General features: G+C 63.7%; 15 protein-coding genes. 5 read left to right on the plus strand and 10 right to left on the minus strand.

Annotated elements, in window-relative coordinates:
- Positions 1–41: 41 nt before the first annotated feature.
- The 7 genes from AWB67_RS19805 to phnS form a co-directional block, all read right to left on the minus strand.
- Positions 42–602: a phosphonate degradation HD-domain oxygenase gene (locus AWB67_RS19805; protein WP_087657928.1), complete on the minus strand. Its 561-nt coding sequence runs from the start codon at positions 600–602 to the stop codon at positions 42–44.
- A 3-nt stretch (positions 603–605) separates the two neighbouring features.
- On the minus strand, positions 606–2,060 hold the full coding sequence (gene phnY / locus AWB67_RS19810) for a phosphonoacetaldehyde dehydrogenase (RefSeq protein WP_087657929.1): 1,455 nt from the start codon (positions 2,058–2,060) through the stop codon (positions 606–608).
- Positions 2,057–3,325, minus strand: coding sequence for a phosphonoacetate hydrolase (gene phnA, locus AWB67_RS19815; RefSeq protein WP_087657930.1), 1,269 nt, complete (start codon positions 3,323–3,325; stop codon positions 2,057–2,059). Before phnA ends, phnY begins: the two co-directional genes overlap by 4 nt.
- A 113-nt stretch (positions 3,326–3,438) precedes the next feature.
- A complete protein-coding gene (phnV, locus tag AWB67_RS19820) occupies positions 3,439–4,278 on the minus strand; it encodes a 2-aminoethylphosphonate ABC transport system, membrane component PhnV (RefSeq protein ID WP_268808070.1) in 840 nt (279 codons plus the stop codon).
- Complete coding sequence (locus tag AWB67_RS19825) at positions 4,268–5,167, minus strand: 2-aminoethylphosphonate ABC transporter permease subunit (protein WP_087657931.1); 900 nt, start codon at positions 5,165–5,167, stop codon at positions 4,268–4,270. The genes phnV and AWB67_RS19825 overlap by 11 nt, the downstream gene beginning before the upstream one ends.
- On the minus strand, positions 5,145–6,230 hold the full coding sequence (gene phnT / locus AWB67_RS19830) for a 2-aminoethylphosphonate ABC transport system ATP-binding subunit PhnT (RefSeq protein WP_087657932.1): 1,086 nt from the start codon (positions 6,228–6,230) through the stop codon (positions 5,145–5,147). The genes AWB67_RS19825 and phnT overlap by 23 nt, the downstream gene beginning before the upstream one ends.
- A gap of 33 nt (positions 6,231–6,263) precedes the next feature.
- Complete coding sequence (phnS, locus tag AWB67_RS19835; protein WP_087657933.1) at positions 6,264–7,355, minus strand: 2-aminoethylphosphonate ABC transporter substrate-binding protein; 1,092 nt, start codon at positions 7,353–7,355, stop codon at positions 6,264–6,266.
- Between the two features lie 253 nt (positions 7,356–7,608).
- On the opposite strand from phnS, the gene AWB67_RS19840 reads away from it, so the two are divergent.
- Positions 7,609–8,724: a 2-aminoethylphosphonate--pyruvate transaminase gene (locus tag AWB67_RS19840; RefSeq protein WP_087657934.1), complete on the plus strand. Its 1,116-nt coding sequence runs from the start codon at positions 7,609–7,611 to the stop codon at positions 8,722–8,724.
- 26 nt (positions 8,725–8,750) lie between these two features.
- On the opposite strand, the gene AWB67_RS19845 is transcribed toward AWB67_RS19840, so the two are convergent.
- A complete protein-coding gene (locus tag AWB67_RS19845; protein ID WP_087657935.1) occupies positions 8,751–9,506 on the minus strand; it encodes a DeoR/GlpR family DNA-binding transcription regulator in 756 nt (251 codons plus the stop codon).
- A 119-nt stretch (positions 9,507–9,625) separates the two neighbouring features.
- On the opposite strand from AWB67_RS19845, the gene AWB67_RS19850 reads away from it, so the two are divergent.
- Positions 9,626–10,789: a TIGR03364 family FAD-dependent oxidoreductase gene (locus AWB67_RS19850; protein WP_087657936.1), complete on the plus strand. Its 1,164-nt coding sequence runs from the start codon at positions 9,626–9,628 to the stop codon at positions 10,787–10,789.
- 257 nt (positions 10,790–11,046) lie between these two features.
- Here the strand turns inward: AWB67_RS19850 and AWB67_RS43180 are convergent, their stop codons facing one another.
- A complete protein-coding gene (locus AWB67_RS43180; protein ID WP_327366184.1) occupies positions 11,047–11,262 on the minus strand; it encodes a hypothetical protein in 216 nt (71 codons plus the stop codon).
- Position 11,263: 1 nt separating this feature from the next.
- Between AWB67_RS43180 and AWB67_RS43185 the strand changes: the two genes are divergently transcribed.
- Positions 11,264–11,452, plus strand: a complete 189-nt coding sequence (locus tag AWB67_RS43185; RefSeq protein WP_327366186.1) for a hypothetical protein — start codon at positions 11,264–11,266, stop codon at positions 11,450–11,452.
- Between the two features lie 216 nt (positions 11,453–11,668).
- On the plus strand, positions 11,669–12,508 hold the full coding sequence (locus AWB67_RS19860; protein WP_235025226.1) for a CHAD domain-containing protein: 840 nt from the start codon (positions 11,669–11,671) through the stop codon (positions 12,506–12,508).
- A gap of 164 nt (positions 12,509–12,672) precedes the next feature.
- Here AWB67_RS19860 and pstS read toward each other — a convergent pair whose 3' ends face one another.
- Positions 12,673–13,707 (minus strand): phosphate ABC transporter substrate-binding protein PstS, encoded by a 1,035-nt coding sequence (gene pstS, locus AWB67_RS19865; RefSeq protein ID WP_087657938.1) that lies wholly within the window; start codon positions 13,705–13,707, stop codon positions 12,673–12,675.
- 196 nt (positions 13,708–13,903) lie between these two features.
- On the opposite strand from pstS, the gene AWB67_RS19870 reads away from it, so the two are divergent.
- A complete protein-coding gene (locus AWB67_RS19870) occupies positions 13,904–15,592 on the plus strand; it encodes an FAD-dependent oxidoreductase (protein WP_087657939.1) in 1,689 nt (562 codons plus the stop codon).
- Positions 15,593–16,080: the final 488 nt, after the last annotated feature.

Consider the following 16,080-nt stretch of genomic DNA (forward strand, 5'->3'; position numbering starts at 1 on the left):
CACGGCAGCATTGCAAGAACGAACTTGTGAACGCGCGGGGTCTACGCTTGAACGGACTGCGTGCAGAGGCGTTCGATGATCCTCATGTAGTGGTCGAGCGCAGGCGTGGTCTTCTGCGGCTGCTTCGCAAGATCGTCCCAGCGGCGCAGCAGGAGCGCTTCTTTTGCGAAGGGCTTGCGCGAGAACGCATCGGCTTCTTCGACGCTGAAAACGCCGCCCTGCAGCGCGAGGCTGCGCACGGAATCCGCTGACAGTCGCTGAAAATAGCCTGCATCGATCGCGCATAGACACCGCTTCGCATCGACGTGAAGGCGAATCGGTTCGAGCACGGCATCGCTGAACAGCGGCCGCAGGAATGGCAGCGCGAAATACTGATGCAAGTCATCGATCCCGCGCTCGCTTGGCGTCTCGCCCTGGCGATTCAGCAAGTGCCCCAGATCGTGCAGCAGCGACGCGGCGACGAGCGTCTCGTCAGCGCCCGCTTCCTCCGCGAGCGCCGCCGTCTGCAACGCATGTTGAAGCTGCGTCACGGGCTCACCGCTGTAGGACGTGTCGCCGTAAGTGTCGAAGAGATGCCGGATGTCGGCGATCGTCAGTGCCATGTGTTATTCCCAGGGAAGCGAAAAAGTCTTGAGATTCGTGAAGCTTTTCATCGCTTCCTGCACGCCTTCCTTGTAGCCGAGCCCCGAATCCTTGATGCCACCGAACGGCGTCAGTTCGATGCGATACCCCGGTACTTCCCACACGTTCACCGTACCCACGTGCAGTTCGTTCACGAAGCGCGTGATCAGGTCCGCGCGGTCCGTGCACACACCCGACGACAAGCCGAACGCCGTGCCGTTGCTGATGCGTATGGCGTCGTCGATCGTATCGAATTCGATGATCGGCGATACCGGCCCGAAGGTTTCCTCGCGCACGAGCGTCATCGAAGGATCGACGCGATCGAGTACGGTGGGTGAATAAAGCGCACCGTTGCGACGGTTGCCGCAGAGCAGACGCGCGCCCTTCGATACCGCGTCGATCACGCGCGTTTCGAATAGCTGGGCGGCGGCGGCATCGATCACGGTGCCCATCTGGTTATCGGTGTCGAAGGGATCGCCGTAGCGCCATGCGAGCGTCTTTTCGACCACGATCTCCTTGAAGCGCGACGCGATCCCCTTCTGCACGAGCATGCGTTTCACCGCCGTGCAGCGCTGGCCCGAGTTCTTGTACGAGCCTTGCACGGCGAGCGTGGCGGCGCGCTCCACGTCGGCGTCTTCGAGCACGATCAGCGGATCGTTGCCGCCGAGTTCAAGCACCACGCGCCGATACCCCGCCCTCGCCGCGATTGCCTTGCCGATCGCGACGCCGCCCGTGAACGTAATCAGCGCGGCGTGGCGATGCGTAACGAGTTCGTCCGCGATCTCGCGCGGGTCGCCGGTCAGGACCTGCAGCATCGGCGCGGGCAGCCCGGCTTCGTAGAGGACGTCGGCGAGGTAATACGCGGACAGCGGCACTTTCTCCGACGGCTTCAGAACCACGCGATTATTCGTCGCAATCGCGGGCGCGAGCTTGTGCGCGACCTGGTTCATCGGATGATTGAAAGGCGTGATCGCGACGATCACGCCGGGAAGCGGCTCGCGCTGGGAAAACACGCGGCGCGCCTTGCCGTGCGGTGTGAGATCGCACGAGAAGCTCTGCGCATCGTCACGCAAGCTTTCCATCGCGGCGAACCGGAGTACATCGGCGACGCGCCCGATTTCATAACGCGAGTCCTGCTTCGACAAGCCCGATTCGAGCGAGATCAGATCGGATGCTTCCTCGGTCCGTTCGCGCAGCAACGCCGCCGCCCGCTCCAGAATCTGCGCGCGTTCATGGCGCGTCAGTTTCGGCCGATAGTTCGCGGCGTACTCGAACGCGTCGCGCACGTCGTCGACGCTTGCCATCGGCACCGTGCCGACGCGCGTGTTCGTGTACGGGTCGATTACATCGAGCGTGCGCGCGCGTGCCACACGTTCACCCTTCAGGCGCAGCTTTTCCACGCGCAACGCCTGCTGTTCCATCGTCACGATAGCATTCATGATTCAAGCACCAGATGGTTCAAGGCAATATCAAAGACATCGAAATTGCGCAGCCGTTTTACCGCGAGTCGCGACTCGATGCCATCGGTCGCGCGGTTGAACAAGAGCGGCACTTCCTGCTCGGACACGCCGCCGTGCGAGCGCAGCGGCACGGTCAGGCCCGACAGGTCGTGCTCCGCGCGGCGTGTGCCGAGCACCGTGTTGCGTCCGCTCACGACGACGAGATCGCCCACGCGGTCGCGTGGCAACTCGAAACGCTCGCACGCGGCCGCGTTGTCGAGCACGAGATCGACGCCCGGCAGTTGCGCGATGCGCGCGGCGAGCGCCTTTGCATCGACGGTACGCGGCAGATAGACCGTCGCGAATGAACCGAGCGCGCCGTGATGAACCACGTACGGATCGGTGATCGGCAAGATCACGCGCGCGTTCGGCACATCGGGAGTCGCGTCGAGCCAGTCCTGCAGATACACCACGTTCGGCTCGCCGGTTTCAGGATCGTGCTTCGCGTTCATGCCGTGGTCGGCGGTTAAGCCGATCACCGCGCCGAGCGCGTCGAGGCGCGCGAGGTAGCCGTCCATCATCGCGTAGAACGCGTTCGCGCCCTCCGTGCCCGGCGCCCATTTGTGCTGCACATAGTCGGTGGTGGAGAGATACATCAGGTCGAGTTCACGCGTCTCGGCAAGCCGCACCCCTGCCGCGAACACGAATTCGGACAGCGCCGCGCTGTACACGTCCGGCAGCGGCTGGCCGACGAGTGCCATCACGTCGCCGATGCCGTTCTCGGCTACCGTCGCCGTGTCCGCTCTCTCGGCGGAGAAGCAGATGCCGTCGAGCTGCCAGCCGAGCAGGCGCCGCAGCTTGTCCTTCGCCGTCACCACGGCGACCTTCGCGCCATGCTCTGCGGCCGCTGCGAGGATCGTGCCCGCGCGCAGGTAGGCCGGGTCGTTCATCATCACTTCGGCGCCCTTGCCGCCGTTCGCATCGCGGTCGAAGAAATAGTTGCCGCAGATGCCGTGCACTGAAGGCGGCACGCCCGTCACGATGGACAGGTTGTTCGGGTTGGTGAACGACGGCACCACGCAGTCGGCGCGAAAGGCGGAGCCCGAGCGCAGCATGCTGCCGATGAACGGCGCGACGCCGGCCGCAACGGCCGCTTCGAGATAATGGGATTCGCAGCCATCGACGCAGATCACGACAGTCAGCGCGCGCGGGCGCTCGTACTGGCGGCCGTTCACTTCGATAAACGTTTCGGTTGATGTCGACATGATTTCTTTTCCGTGATAACCCTATTTTGCTTCACATTGCCACAATATGCCACATATTCAGACGTGGCTGAACATCGCGCGTGAACGGGATGCCGGCAAAAAACCACACTAGATCAAACGCTGCGCCGCTTCGGCGCCTTCACTGCGATCAGCAGCAAAGCCGCAAGAGACACCGCAAGCAGGATCAGCGAAAGCGCCGATGCTGGCAGGTAATAGCCACGGTTCACCTGCCCGACGACTACGATCGGCACGGTGGCAAAGCCCGGCGGATAGACCGTCAACGTGGCGCCCAGCTCCCCCAGCGACAAAGCGAACCCCAACGCAAGGCTCGCGCGGATCGCGGGCACAAGCTGTGGCAAGACCACGCGTCCGAGCACCATCGCGGGCGGCGCGCCGAGGCTTGCGGCGGCTTCGCGCAGGACCGTGACTTCGGGGCGCAGGGCGGCGGCGGCGCACCGGTAGCAGAACGGCAGCACGAGCGCGAGCTGCACGAGTACAACGATGGCCGCCGACCCCGAAATGTCCAGCGGCTTCTTGTGATACGCGATCAGCACCGCAAGCCCTAGCACGACGCTCGGCACGCCGTTGGGCATCATCGCGATGGTATCGACCCATGCACCCACGCCGCGCCGGTCGCGACCTTCGAGCGCCAGCGCGAGCCAGAGCCCGAGCACCGTACCCAGCACCGCGACACCGAAGCCGACCGAGAGGCTCGTCGTCAGAGCGTCGAAGTCGCTGGAACCGAGGCGCTCGAACCACCGCAGGCTGAAGCCATCAGGGAGGATCGTGCCGGACCAGTGGGATGCCACGCTCGACAGAGCCACGACGATCACCGGCAGCACGAAGAGCCAGAAACACAACAACGCAGCGAAGCCCATGAAGACCCACGCGCCGATCCGCCTGAGCGTGTGCGACTTCGAAGCGCTCGCATCGAGCGTCAATTCAGTTGCCATTGCGGCCTCCGGTGCGCCGGTTGATCCGTCGATACAGCGCATAGAGCGACAGCGAAATCGCCAGCATCACCACCGCTCCCGCAGCAGCCGCCGACAAGTCGAGATCGACCGTCGCGGAGCTGTAGATCGCGGTCGGCAGCGTGATCAGGTGCGCGCTGCCGAGCACGAGCAGGATGCCGAATTCGTTCAGCGTGAGCAGGAAGCACAGGATCGTGCCCGCCGCGATGCCCGGCCACGCGAGCGGCAGGATCACCTTGAACGCGACCATCGGGCCGTTCGCGCCGAGGCTGCTCGCGGCCTCGATCAGGCGCGTGTCGAGCGTGGCGAACGACGCGAGCGTCGGCCGCACGACGAACGGCGCATAGAACACGACCTCCGCGAGAATCACGCCGCCGATGCCGAACAGGAAGTCGAGCGGCGGGTTTTGCAGATTGAAGAGCCGCTGCAAGCCGATGCTCACCGACCCCTGCGACCCGTACAAAAAGATCAGCGTGAACGCGACCAGAAACGACGGAAACGCGACGAACAATTCGAGGAAACGCGTGACGAGTTTTGCGCCCGGGAACGGCTTGAAGAACAGCATCGACGCGAGCAGGACGCCGAGCAGCGAGGCGAGTGTCGCGCTCGCGAACAGGATGCCGAGCGTCTTGCCGATCACACCGCTCGTCTCCGGGTTACTGAAGAACGCGGTGTACGCATGCAGGCTGAATCCGTGCGCGTCCGTCACGCTGAGCGTGAGGAGCCGCACGAGCGGATAGATCACGAGCGGGCCGAGCACCACGATCAGGATGAACCACAGGTGCCATTGCGCGAGCCGTCCGCGCCGCCGTTTCGCGACGACGTGCGCGGCGTCGTCGATGCGGAATTCACTCGTCGATAAGGACGACATCGTCAACCTCGTGGCGTAGGGAAACACGAGCGCCCTTCTCGGGCATCGGGCCGTGGGAGCGCTGCATCGTGACGAGCACGGGTGCATCCGGCCACGCGTCGAGCGCGACCGACACCGACAACGCCGCGCCATACCACTCCACCGACACGATCGTCCCGTGCAGGCGCGCCGCGCCGAGCGGCACGATCGACAGGTACTCGGGACGGATGCACGCCACGCGGTCACGCACGGCGTGACGCGCATCGCCGACCGGATACATCACCGAGGGCGGCAGCAGGTTCGCCGCGCCGAGATAGCGCGCTACGAAGGCGTCCTTCGGGTTGTCGTAGAGTTCGCGCGGCGTGCCCAGTTGCGCGATGCGGCCATCGCGCATCAGCAGCGTGCGGTCCGAGAGCACGAGCGCGTCGTCCTGATCGTGCGTCACGCAGACGATCGTCAGGTTCGGCAAGCGCTCATGCAGCGCCTTCAACTCGCTTCGCACGGAGGCGCGCAGATTGGCATCGAGCGCCGAGAGGGGCTCGTCGAGCAGCAGCACGTCTGGCTCGATCACGAGCGCGCGCGCCAGCGCCACGCGCTGCTGCATCCCGCCCGACAACTGCGCCGGCATCACATGGCCCGCGTCGCCGAGTTGCACGAGCTTGAGCGCATCGGCGACGCGTCGCGCGATCTCCCCCGCTTTCAGGCGGCGTGCCCGCAAGCCGAACGCGACGTTGTCGAACACCGAGAGATGCGGAAAGAGCGCGTAGCTCTGGAACAGCAAGCCGAGGTTCCGCTTGAAGGGCGGCATGTGCGTCAGGTCGCGTCCCGCGATCGTCAGCCTGCCCGCGAGGCCGTCCGCCTGGACGAAGCCCGCGATGAAGCGCAGCAGCGTCGTCTTGCCGCAACCGCTGCGGCCGAGCACCGTCAGTAGCTCGCCGCGTTCGATGGTCAGCGACAGATCGTCGAGCACGGTGCGCGCGCCGAAGCGCACGCTCAGGTTCTCGATGCGCACGCCGCCCGGCTCGTGCCTTTGAGCGGGCGCTGCGGCGTCGAGCGTGGCCGTAGCCAGCGTCAGGGTGTTCACGGTTCGCGTCCTCTTTGCTTTGAAGTGAAAGGCTTACGACTTCGGCTTGACCACTTCGACCTCTTTGCCCGAATTGCCGATCACGTCGCTCTTCCAGCGCGTCGTCCACGTCGCCTTCTTGTCCATCACATGGTTCCAGTCCACCGGAATCAGCTTCACGCCTGCGATGGCCTGCTTGACCGCCTCGCCGTTCTTGCCGGCGAGCGGCACATCGGTGCGCCCCGGAATGCCGTAGATGTCCGGCACCTTCGCCTGCACTTCCTTCGACATCAGATAGTCGACCAGCTTCTCGCCCGCCGCCTGGTTCGGACCGCCCTTGATCAGGCCGATCGCGTACGGCAACTGGAACGTCGTGGGCGCGTCACCCGCTTTCGCCGAGAGGAAGACCGGCTTGAGCGAAAGACCGCCGTTCGCTGCATCGTCGAGATCCATCTGCAGGTCGCCGTTCGCGAACGCGATCTCGTTGCGCGAGAGCAGGACGTCGAGATAGCCCGTGCCCTTCGTGTGGAATTTCGCGCTCTTCTCTAGCTCCTTCAGGTACTCGAACGCCTTGTCCTCGCCCATCAGCGCGCTCGTCAGGATGATGACGGCCATGCCGTCGCCGGCTGTCGCCGGGTTCGAATACGCGATCTTGCCGCTGAAGTCCGGATGCAGCAGGTCAGAGAAAGTCTTGGGCGCCGTCTTCGTGACTTCGGGGTTGATCGCGAACGAGAAGTAGTTGTTCACGAACGTCGCCCATGCGCCGTCCGGCGCCTTCGCAATCGCGGGCACGTTCTTGTAGTTGACGCTCTGGTACGTGCGCAGCAAGCCGTTTTGCGAGGCCTGCTGGATGAACGGCGGCAGCGTGACGATCACGTCAGCTTTAGGCGAATCCTTCTCGACGGTCGCACGATTCACAACTTCGCCGCTGCCCGCCGTGACGATGTTGACCTTCACGCCTTCCTTCTTCTCGAAGGCCGGCAGGACATCCTTGTAGAGGTTTTCGAGGCCGTCGGCGGTGTAGAGCACGACGGAATCGGCGGCTTGCGCGGGCAGCGCCGCGAAGCTCGTGAACGCGGCCACGGCGAGCGCCGACAGCACACGCTGCGCGAGCTCGTTCGATGTGAAAAGGCGATTGCTTGTCATGTTGCCAGTTCTCCGGGAAGGCGGATACATCCAGTTTCGTGAGGATGGACACACGTTTGTTCGTTTCGCGCGGCGCCCGCAGCGGGTTCGCCAGCAGCGCAACCGAAGCATCACAGAACTTCGTGACAAACCCATGACGATGCAACATTTCTCCCACAATAAACACATTTCGCCACTTTTTGGCTTATGCTTTTTCATATACGCCGGACGATTTGCGTCTCGGCAAAGTCACTGAACATTGAATGGAGGAAACGTGATCCACGGAAATGGCCCGGTCTTGCTGACCCCTGGCCCGCTCACCACCTCGCCCGCGACCCGCGAAGCGATGCTTTACGACTGGGGATCGTGGGACGCGGCTTTCAACCGGATGACGAAGAGCATCTGCCGCGATCTGCTCACGATCGTGTCCGGCCACGACGATTTCGTCTGCGTGCCGATGCAAGGCAGCGGCACCTTTGCCGTAGAGGCCGCGCTAGGCTCGCTCGTGCCGCGCGATGCCGTCGTGCTCGTGCCGAACAACGGCGCGTATTGCGCGCGCTTGCTGAAAATTCTGGAGCGGCTCGGCATCGCGGCCGTCGAACTGAAGTTTCGCGACGACGAGCCAGCGAGCGTCGCGCGCATCGAAGCGATGTTCGAGCGCGATCCGCGCATCACGCACGTCGCGCAGGTGCATCTGGAAACGAGTGCGGGCCTGCTGAATCCGCTCGACGATATCGCGGCGCTCTGCGCACGGCACGGCAAGCGCCTGATCGTCGATGCGATGAGTTCGTTCGGCGCGCTGCCGATCGATGTTTCGAAGGGCGGCATCGATGCCGTGATTTCCGCTAGCGGCAAGTGCCTCGAAGGCGTGCCGGGGATGGGCTTCGTGATCGTGCGGCGGACGTTACTGGAGGCGTCGGCGGGCATCGCTCGATCGCTTGCGCTCGATCTTCAAGATCAGTACGCGTACATGCTGAAAACGACGCAATGGCGCTTCACGCCGCCGACGCACGTCGTCGCCGCGTTGCGCGCGGCGCTCGATCAGTTCTTCGCGGAAGGCGGCCAGCAGGCGCGTGGCGCGCGCTATCGACGCAACTGCGCCGCTTTGATCGACGGCATGACGGCGCTCGGCTTCGAAAGGTATCTCGATGGCGACATACAGGCGCCCGTGATCGTCACGTTCCATGCGCCGCGCGATCCAATCTACGATTTCAAGCGCTTCTACGAGGCCGTGCGCGGTGCGGGCTATGTGCTCTATCCGGGCAAGCTCACGGACATGGAGACGTTTCGCGTGGGCTGTATCGGCGCGATCGATGCCGATGAAATACGCGGCGCCGTCGCGGCGATAGGACGCGCATTGCAGGCGTTGAATGTCGATGTCGCGGCGTGATGCTCAGGCTTCACGCGCGCTTCCTCTTAAGCGATCAGCAGTTCCGGCCCGCGCGCGGCGATCGCACGGCGCAGTGCCTTGTCGGGCGCGAGTTCCGTGATGAGATAGCGCGCCTTGTCGAAGTCGCGGATACGCACCGGCGTAACGTGGCCGAACTTCGAATGATCCGCGACGATCGCCGCCGCGCTCGCCGCCACGATCATGCGGCTGCGCACTTCCGCAGCGAGACGCGAGTAGTCGGTCAGGAAGGCGTCCGGCGTGATCGCGCCCGCGCCGACGAAAGCCAAATCCGCGTGATATTGCGAGAGTTGCTGCACGGTATCGAGGCCGAAGACCGCGTCTTCCTGATCGGACAGCTCGCCGCCGAGCAGCGTGACCTTGTTGTCGTTGCGGCGTCCGAGCAGCAGCGCGATACGCCAGTCGTTGGTGTACACCGTCAGCCGGTGACGGTCGCCGAGCGCGCGCGCGACCGCTTGCGTCGTGCTGCCCGAATCGATGATGACGGATGCGCCATCCGGCACGAGTTGCGCCGCGCGCTCGCCGATCGCGCGCTTCGCCGCGGTGTTGGCCGCATCGCGGATGTCGAGATCCGGCTCGCGACGATCGTTCGACAGCGCGCCGCCGTGCGTGGTCGCGATCAGTCCGCGTTCGGCGAGCGCGTTGAGATCGCGCCGGATGGTTTCGCGCGATACGTCGAGTGCGCGCACGAGCTCGGCGACCGACAGCGCGCCGTTCTTCGACAGTTCCGACAGGATGTATTGATGGCGTTGTTCGGCGAGCATCGCGTGCGGCCGGCAATGCCGGCGATGAACATTGGGACAATCGATCGAACCGCTGTACGGGTCCGATCGGACTAGACCGCGCGTATTGTAGTACGCGCCAAGCTTCTACACGGATGACCATGACTCACTCTAACTTTCATACGGACGTCGCGATCGTCGGTGCCGGCATTCTTGGGCTTTCGCATGCGTATGCATTCGCCAAGCGCGGCTTGCGCGTGACCGTGTTCGAGCGTAGCGGCAAGCCGCTTGGCGCGTCGGTGCGCAACTTCGGCATGGTGCTCGTGACCGGACAGCCGCCCGGCGCGATGCACGCGCTTGCGCGGGCATCGCGCGAGATATGGCTTGGCTGGGCTGCAAGCGCGGGGTTTCATGTACGGCGTTCGGGCTCGCTGATGGTTGCGCGTAACGAAGCAGAAGCGCGTGTGATGAAGGCGTTTGCAGCAACCCGCTCGGAGTATGCAGCGGAAATGCTGTCTCGCACGGCGCTCGACGATCTCTACGATGGGCGCTTCGCCAGACATCGCGCGGCGCTGCATGGGCGCGACGATCTGCAAGTGTTTTCGCGCGAGGCAGTGCCTTCGATCATCGGCTATTTGCGACGCGTGCACGGCGTGGATTTTCGCTTCGGAACGCTCGCGCGGAACATCGACGGTGGTCTCGTCGATACTACTGCGGGCGTGTGGCGGGCGGAACATGTCGTCGTTTGCGCGGGGCACGATTATCTTTCGCTGCTTGCTCCGCAACTTGCCGCGATCGAGCCGCGTGTATGCCGGTTGCAGATGCTGCGTGTGCGGCCTGCTGCGCCTTTTGCGCTCGATCACGCGGTCCTGACTGGCTTGAGTTGCCTGCATTACGGTGCGTTCTCTGATCTTCCTGAAGCTGCGGTGCTACGCGAGGAAGTGGCAACGTGTGAGCCAGCGCTGCTCGAGCATGGCATTCACTTGCTCGTGAGTCCGACGCCGGACGGTGACCTCATCGTCGGCGATTCGCACGATTACGCCGACGATCCCTCGCCGTTCGATTCTTCGGCCATCGACGAGATGCTGCTTTCGCTTGCCGAGGAAACGCTGGGTGGCGAACTGCAAGTCGTCGAGCGGTGGCAAGGCGTTTATGGCGCGCGCACCAAGTCTTCCGAGGCGCCATTTTCAGTGCTGCGCGTAGCGCCGAATGTCACGGGCGTGTTCATGCATGCCGGCGTTGGGATGAGTGTCGGGCCAGCGCTGGGGGAAAGGGTGGCGAGTCATCTCATTGAGGGTGAGCCGATGACCCTTCAACCGATATAGGACATTTTAAGCGCGAGTTACCTGCGCTTCTTCAGTAATATCGACTTCATGCCAATGGAAGCTTGCGCCCCACTTCGAAACGTAGCCGTCCTCCCATCCAGCGTCTGATACTGCGTATATCCATTTGGCGGCGCGAAGCCTGCCGTTTGGCCGTCACTGTGGCATCCCTCCACAAACTGTATATACTGTTTTCGCCTACAAGATCAGGAGAGACAGATGGAGACGACCGCCAGCAAGACGCCGGTGAAGAAGACGCTTCAATCCGCGCGAAGTGCCGCGCTTAAAACTGCAGTGAAGGCCGAGCCGGCCGCGAAGACGAAATCGAAGGCACCTGCCCCAAAAACGGCAAAACCGGCAAAACCGGCAAAACCCGCAAAGAAAAGCGCACCGACGCCCGCCGTTAAAACCGACGCATCGGTTGAAGCGAAATCCAAGCGCCAGAAGAAGGAAAAGGTCGTACGCGACAGCTTCACGATGCCCAAATCCGAGTACGCGAAGCTCGCATCGCTGAAGCAAAAGTGCCTCGACGCCGGCGTTCGCGTGAAAAAGAGCGAACTGCTGCGTGCCGCGCTCGCGATGCTCGACGACGTTCCCCCGAAGCGCCTGCTCGCCGCGGTCAACGGCCTCGAAGCGGTGAAAACGGGACGCCCGTCGAACGCGTGAGCCGGGCTGTCACATCGGTGACATCAAAGACGTCTATGGTTTCCGGCGGGACAATCCGGCCCCAAAGCACGACAACCATAATCAAAACATCGGGTCGTGCCGAACTCGTGCACCTTCGAGACGATGACTGTGACTTTCGCTCCAACGCCTGGCGCAGCGAGCCCGCGCACACCGCTGCCCGCCCCGCCCCGGCATGCGGCACGCACCCGCCGTTCGATGTCGTTCATGCTCCGCGACCAGCCTGTCGCCGATGCGTTCGTGATGCTGACGGCGCCCCTCGCGACCGAAGCCCTGCATCAGACCGAACAGTTGTCGGACACCAACGCGCACGGTTTGCGCGCGCTGTGCACGACGCTGCGTCGGTTGCGCGCGATCTGGTGGGCCTTCGAGCCGCTGCTCGATGAACGCGAGGCGCGTGTGGTCAGGAAGCGCTTCAAGCGGATCGCCGATATCGCCCGCGAGCCGCACGATCTCGAAGCGGCGTGCGGCCTGCTTTCTCGCGCTCGCAAGACCGGCTCGCGCGTCGCGCCGGTTATGCGGACGATCAGCAAGGAGCGGCGCGATGCGTCGATGTCGAGTTGCGACGCGATCCGGAACGCGGGCATCGACGTGATGCTCAGGCGCGCGCTCGCCGATGCACGTCGAAGCCTCGAAGCGCGGGTCGTGAACCAGACGCTCGAAGAATTTGCGCGGGCGCGCGTCTCGCTCGCCGGCGATGCGCTCAGGAAGAAGGAAAAGCGCGCTGTGAAAATGAAGCGCATGGACGTGAAGGCGCTGCGCAGCATCGAGGAAGCCGCGACGCGTTTTCAGTGCATGATCGAAGTGTTCTCGCCCGTTCTCGAACGCGGACATCGGCACACGATGGAAAATCTGTGCGCCGCGCAAGCCGCACTCGGCCAACTCGACAGCGTGATCGCGAGCGAAGCGGTGGTGCGCCGCGTCGCCGCCCGCTCGACGGACAAGGACGCGGTGCAGGAAGCGGTCCGCTGGCTGAACAAGGAAAAGAAAGTGGAGTCGCAGGCGGCGGTGAAAGTGCTTCGTGCGATGGCCGCGTGATTGGCGCGAAAAGCCTTGGAGCGACCAAGGCATTAAAAAGCGCTCCCGCCATCAGGTTGCGTGCCCTGTTGCGCGCGGAGAGGACGAGAATCGAAAACGCCGTCTCGCTCATGCGCGGCCCCGAAAGTATTCGGCAAGTATTTAGTGCGCAGCCAGCACGAACCCTATTCGGCAAGCGGTTTCCCTGACGCGTCCATGATCTTCGCGCGCCACTGCGAGCGAATCTCGGTGACGACGGATGCGGGCAACGTGATGTAGTCGAGACTCTGCGCGGCCTGCTCGCCGTTCTTGAACGCCCAGTCAAAGAACTTCAACGTCTCCCGGCCCTGTTCCGGCTTGTCCTGTTTCATATGCAGCAGGACGAACGTCGCCCCGACGACCGGCCATGCGTCCTTGCCCGGCTCGTTGGTGAGGATCTGATAGAAGGACTTGGACCAGTCGGCGCCGGCGGCCGCCGCCTTGAACGTGTCGGTGCTCGGCTGAACGACCGTGCCGGCCGCGTTCTTCATCGCTGCATACGTCATGCGGTTCTGCTTCACGTATGCCCATTCGACGTAGCCGATCGCGCCCGGTATGCGCTGCACGAATGCGGCGACGCCGTCGTTACCCTTGCCGCCCATGCCGGTCGGCCAGTTGACGGTTGCGCCCTCGCCGGCCTTCGCCTTCCATTCAGGGTTCACTTGCGAGAGGTAGTGCGTCCAGATGAAACTCGTCCCCGATCCGTCTGCGCGACGCACCACGGCGATATCCGCATCGGATAGCTTTTTGTTGGGATTCAACGCGGCGATCGCCGGGTCGTTCCACTTCTTGATCTTGTTGAGGTAGATGTCGCCGAGCACCTGGCCCGAAAGCGTGATCTCGCCCGGCTTGACGCCCGGCAGGTTGACCACGGGCACGACCCCGCCGACGACGGTCGGAAACTGGAAGAGTCCGTCCTTCGCCAGTTCGTCGTCCTTGAGCGGCGCGTCAGAACCGGCGAAGTCGACGGTCTTTGCGATCACCTGCTTGACCCCGCCCGACGAACCGATCCCCTGATAGTTGACTCTGCCGCCGCCAGAGGACTTCTGATAGGCATCGGCCCATTTGTTGTAGATCGGCGCCGCGAACGTACTGCCCGCGCCGGTAATGTCCGCGGCGTGCGCCATCCCGGCGACAAACACGGCAGCCAAGCCGGCCAATGCGAATCTGGACGTATGCATAGCCCCTCCCGATGCGACGTATGCAATTTGTAAAACGCTAGACCCGTCTGATGACAAATCTGTGAACGTGGCGTCGCATTCGGGCGATCTCGACGCCGCTTACGTCCTGTCCGGTGATAACCCTGATTTACAAAAACATTACGCCCCCTACCGTGTGTCAGTAGGAATTCCGCCGTTCACCTGAGGAGAATCGGATATGGAAGGGGACAATTCGCCGACGCCGCAAGGCGAAGCGCCCGACAGCGAGAGCGCCGACGACCCGAGCGTGCTCAGCCATCCGCGCTACGCGCAGATGTTCCCGCTCCTGACGGAAGCCGAAATCGGCCGGGTGCGGCGCTTCGGTGATCCGTCGCGTTATGCCAATGGCGAGTTGCTCTATCGCGCAGGAAACCGCTGCCCCGGCATGTTCGTCCTGCTGTCTGGCAAGGTGCGGATCGTTGGCCGCGATGGTTTGGGCCACGAGCGGATCATCCACACCTACACGCGCCGGGGCGATTTCACGTCCGACGTCACGCAGCTTTCCGCCAAGCCTGCTGTCGTGGATGCGCACGTCATCGAGGAGGTCGAGGCGATACTGCTGCGACCCGAAGAACTCAGCGCGATGATGATCAGCGAAGCCGATCTCGGCGAAAAAATCATGCGCGCGCTGATCCTGCGGCGCGTGCTCGTGATCGAACGCGGCCAAGGCGTCGTGCTGGTCGGCGCGTCGGGCAACGCGCGGCTCCTCGCGCTGCAGAATTTCCTGCGCCGCAACGCCTTTCCGAACATGACGCTCGACGCGAAGCTCGACGCCGAAGCCGTCGCCTTGCTGGAACGCCTGACGCCGCAGCCCGACGACTTCCCGCTCGTCGTCTGTCCGAACGGCGCCGTGCTGCGCAATCCCGACGAAGGCCAGCTCGCGTCCTGTCTCGGCTTGATCCCCGAGTTCGATCCGGCGCACGTCTACGACGTGGCGATCGTCGGCGCCGGGCCGGCCGGGCTCGCGACGGCGGTCTACGCGGCATCGGAAGGGCTGTCGGTTGCGGCGCTCGACTGCAGCGCGCCCGGCGGACAAGCGAGCACGAGCGCGCGTATCGAGAACTACCTGGGCTTTCCGACTGGCATCACAGGACACGCGCTCGCGGGCCGCGCGTTCGTGCAGGCGCAAAAGTTCGGGGCGCACATCGGCATCCCGTGCGAGGTCAAGGCGCTGTATTGCGATGCGCAGCCACTTGCCGTCGAGCTTGCCGACAAGCGGCGCATCACGGCGCGCACGGTGGTGATCGCGAGCGGCGCGGAGTATCGGCGACCGGACGTGGACGGCCTCGCGCGCTTCGAAGGCGCCGGAGTCTACTACTGGGCCACGCCGATCGAAGCGCGACTGTGCCGCAAAGAGCCGGTACTGCTGGTCGGCGGCGGTAATTCGGCGGGACAGGCGGTGGTGTTCCTCGCGTCGCACGCGGAGCACGTGCATCTGTTCATTCGCGGGGCAAGCCTCGAGCACAGCATGTCGCATTACCTGATCGAGCGCATCGTGGCGCTGCCCAACGTGACGCTGCATCGGCGTATCGAACTGGGTGCGCTCGAAGGCGAGGCGCGTCTGGAACGCGTGCATTATCGCGATGCCGATGGCGTCGAGAGAAGCATGGCGACGCATCATCTGTTCGTGTTCATCGGCGCGCAGCCGAACACGGGCTGGCTCAGGACGTGCGGCGTGACGCTCGACGATAAAGGCTTCGTGCTGACGGGCGCCGATGTCGCGGCGCTGCCGTTGCAGACGAGCGTTCCGGGCGTGTTCGCAATCGGCGACGTCCGGTCGGGATCGACGAAGCGTGTCGCATCGGCTGTCGGTGAAGGCGCGGCGGTCGTCGCGCAGATTCATAGCTTGCTGGCTGCAGCGCGGTAGAAGCCGCTAAACCACGTTCGCCCTCACGCTGCCGACCATCGCCTCCGATAAACCCGCGACAAGCAATCCGATGAGGTCGGTCAACGCGCCGCGGCTACTAACGTCGAGGCGACTCGTTCAGTCGACGCCGGAGTGGAGCCCTTCGTTTGCCGGCGTTGACCTCTATTACCCCGCCACTGTTATCCACCGACTGCGGGTTACGCTGCTCGCGCAAGCGTGCGGGTTGTGCGAATCGGGGACAGCATTCCGCGGACCATTGGCACAACAGCAGTTTTCTGGCAAATCTATCAGCGTTACCGATATTTCCCATCCCAAATCACGATTTTTCATATCGATATTCCACGGATAGGATTAGCAGCATTAAACAAAACAACCTATTCCGCGCTACCCATGTCCACGATCGTCGCCAGCAAGCTATCAACCCGCGGCCAGTTAAACGGCATCCTGTTCGTCGCGCTCTTCGCGGCTGCCATCACCCGGCTCGCGTC

This window comes from Caballeronia terrestris (genome assembly GCF_001544515.1).
GTDB lineage: Bacteria > Pseudomonadota > Gammaproteobacteria > Burkholderiales > Burkholderiaceae > Caballeronia > Caballeronia terrestris.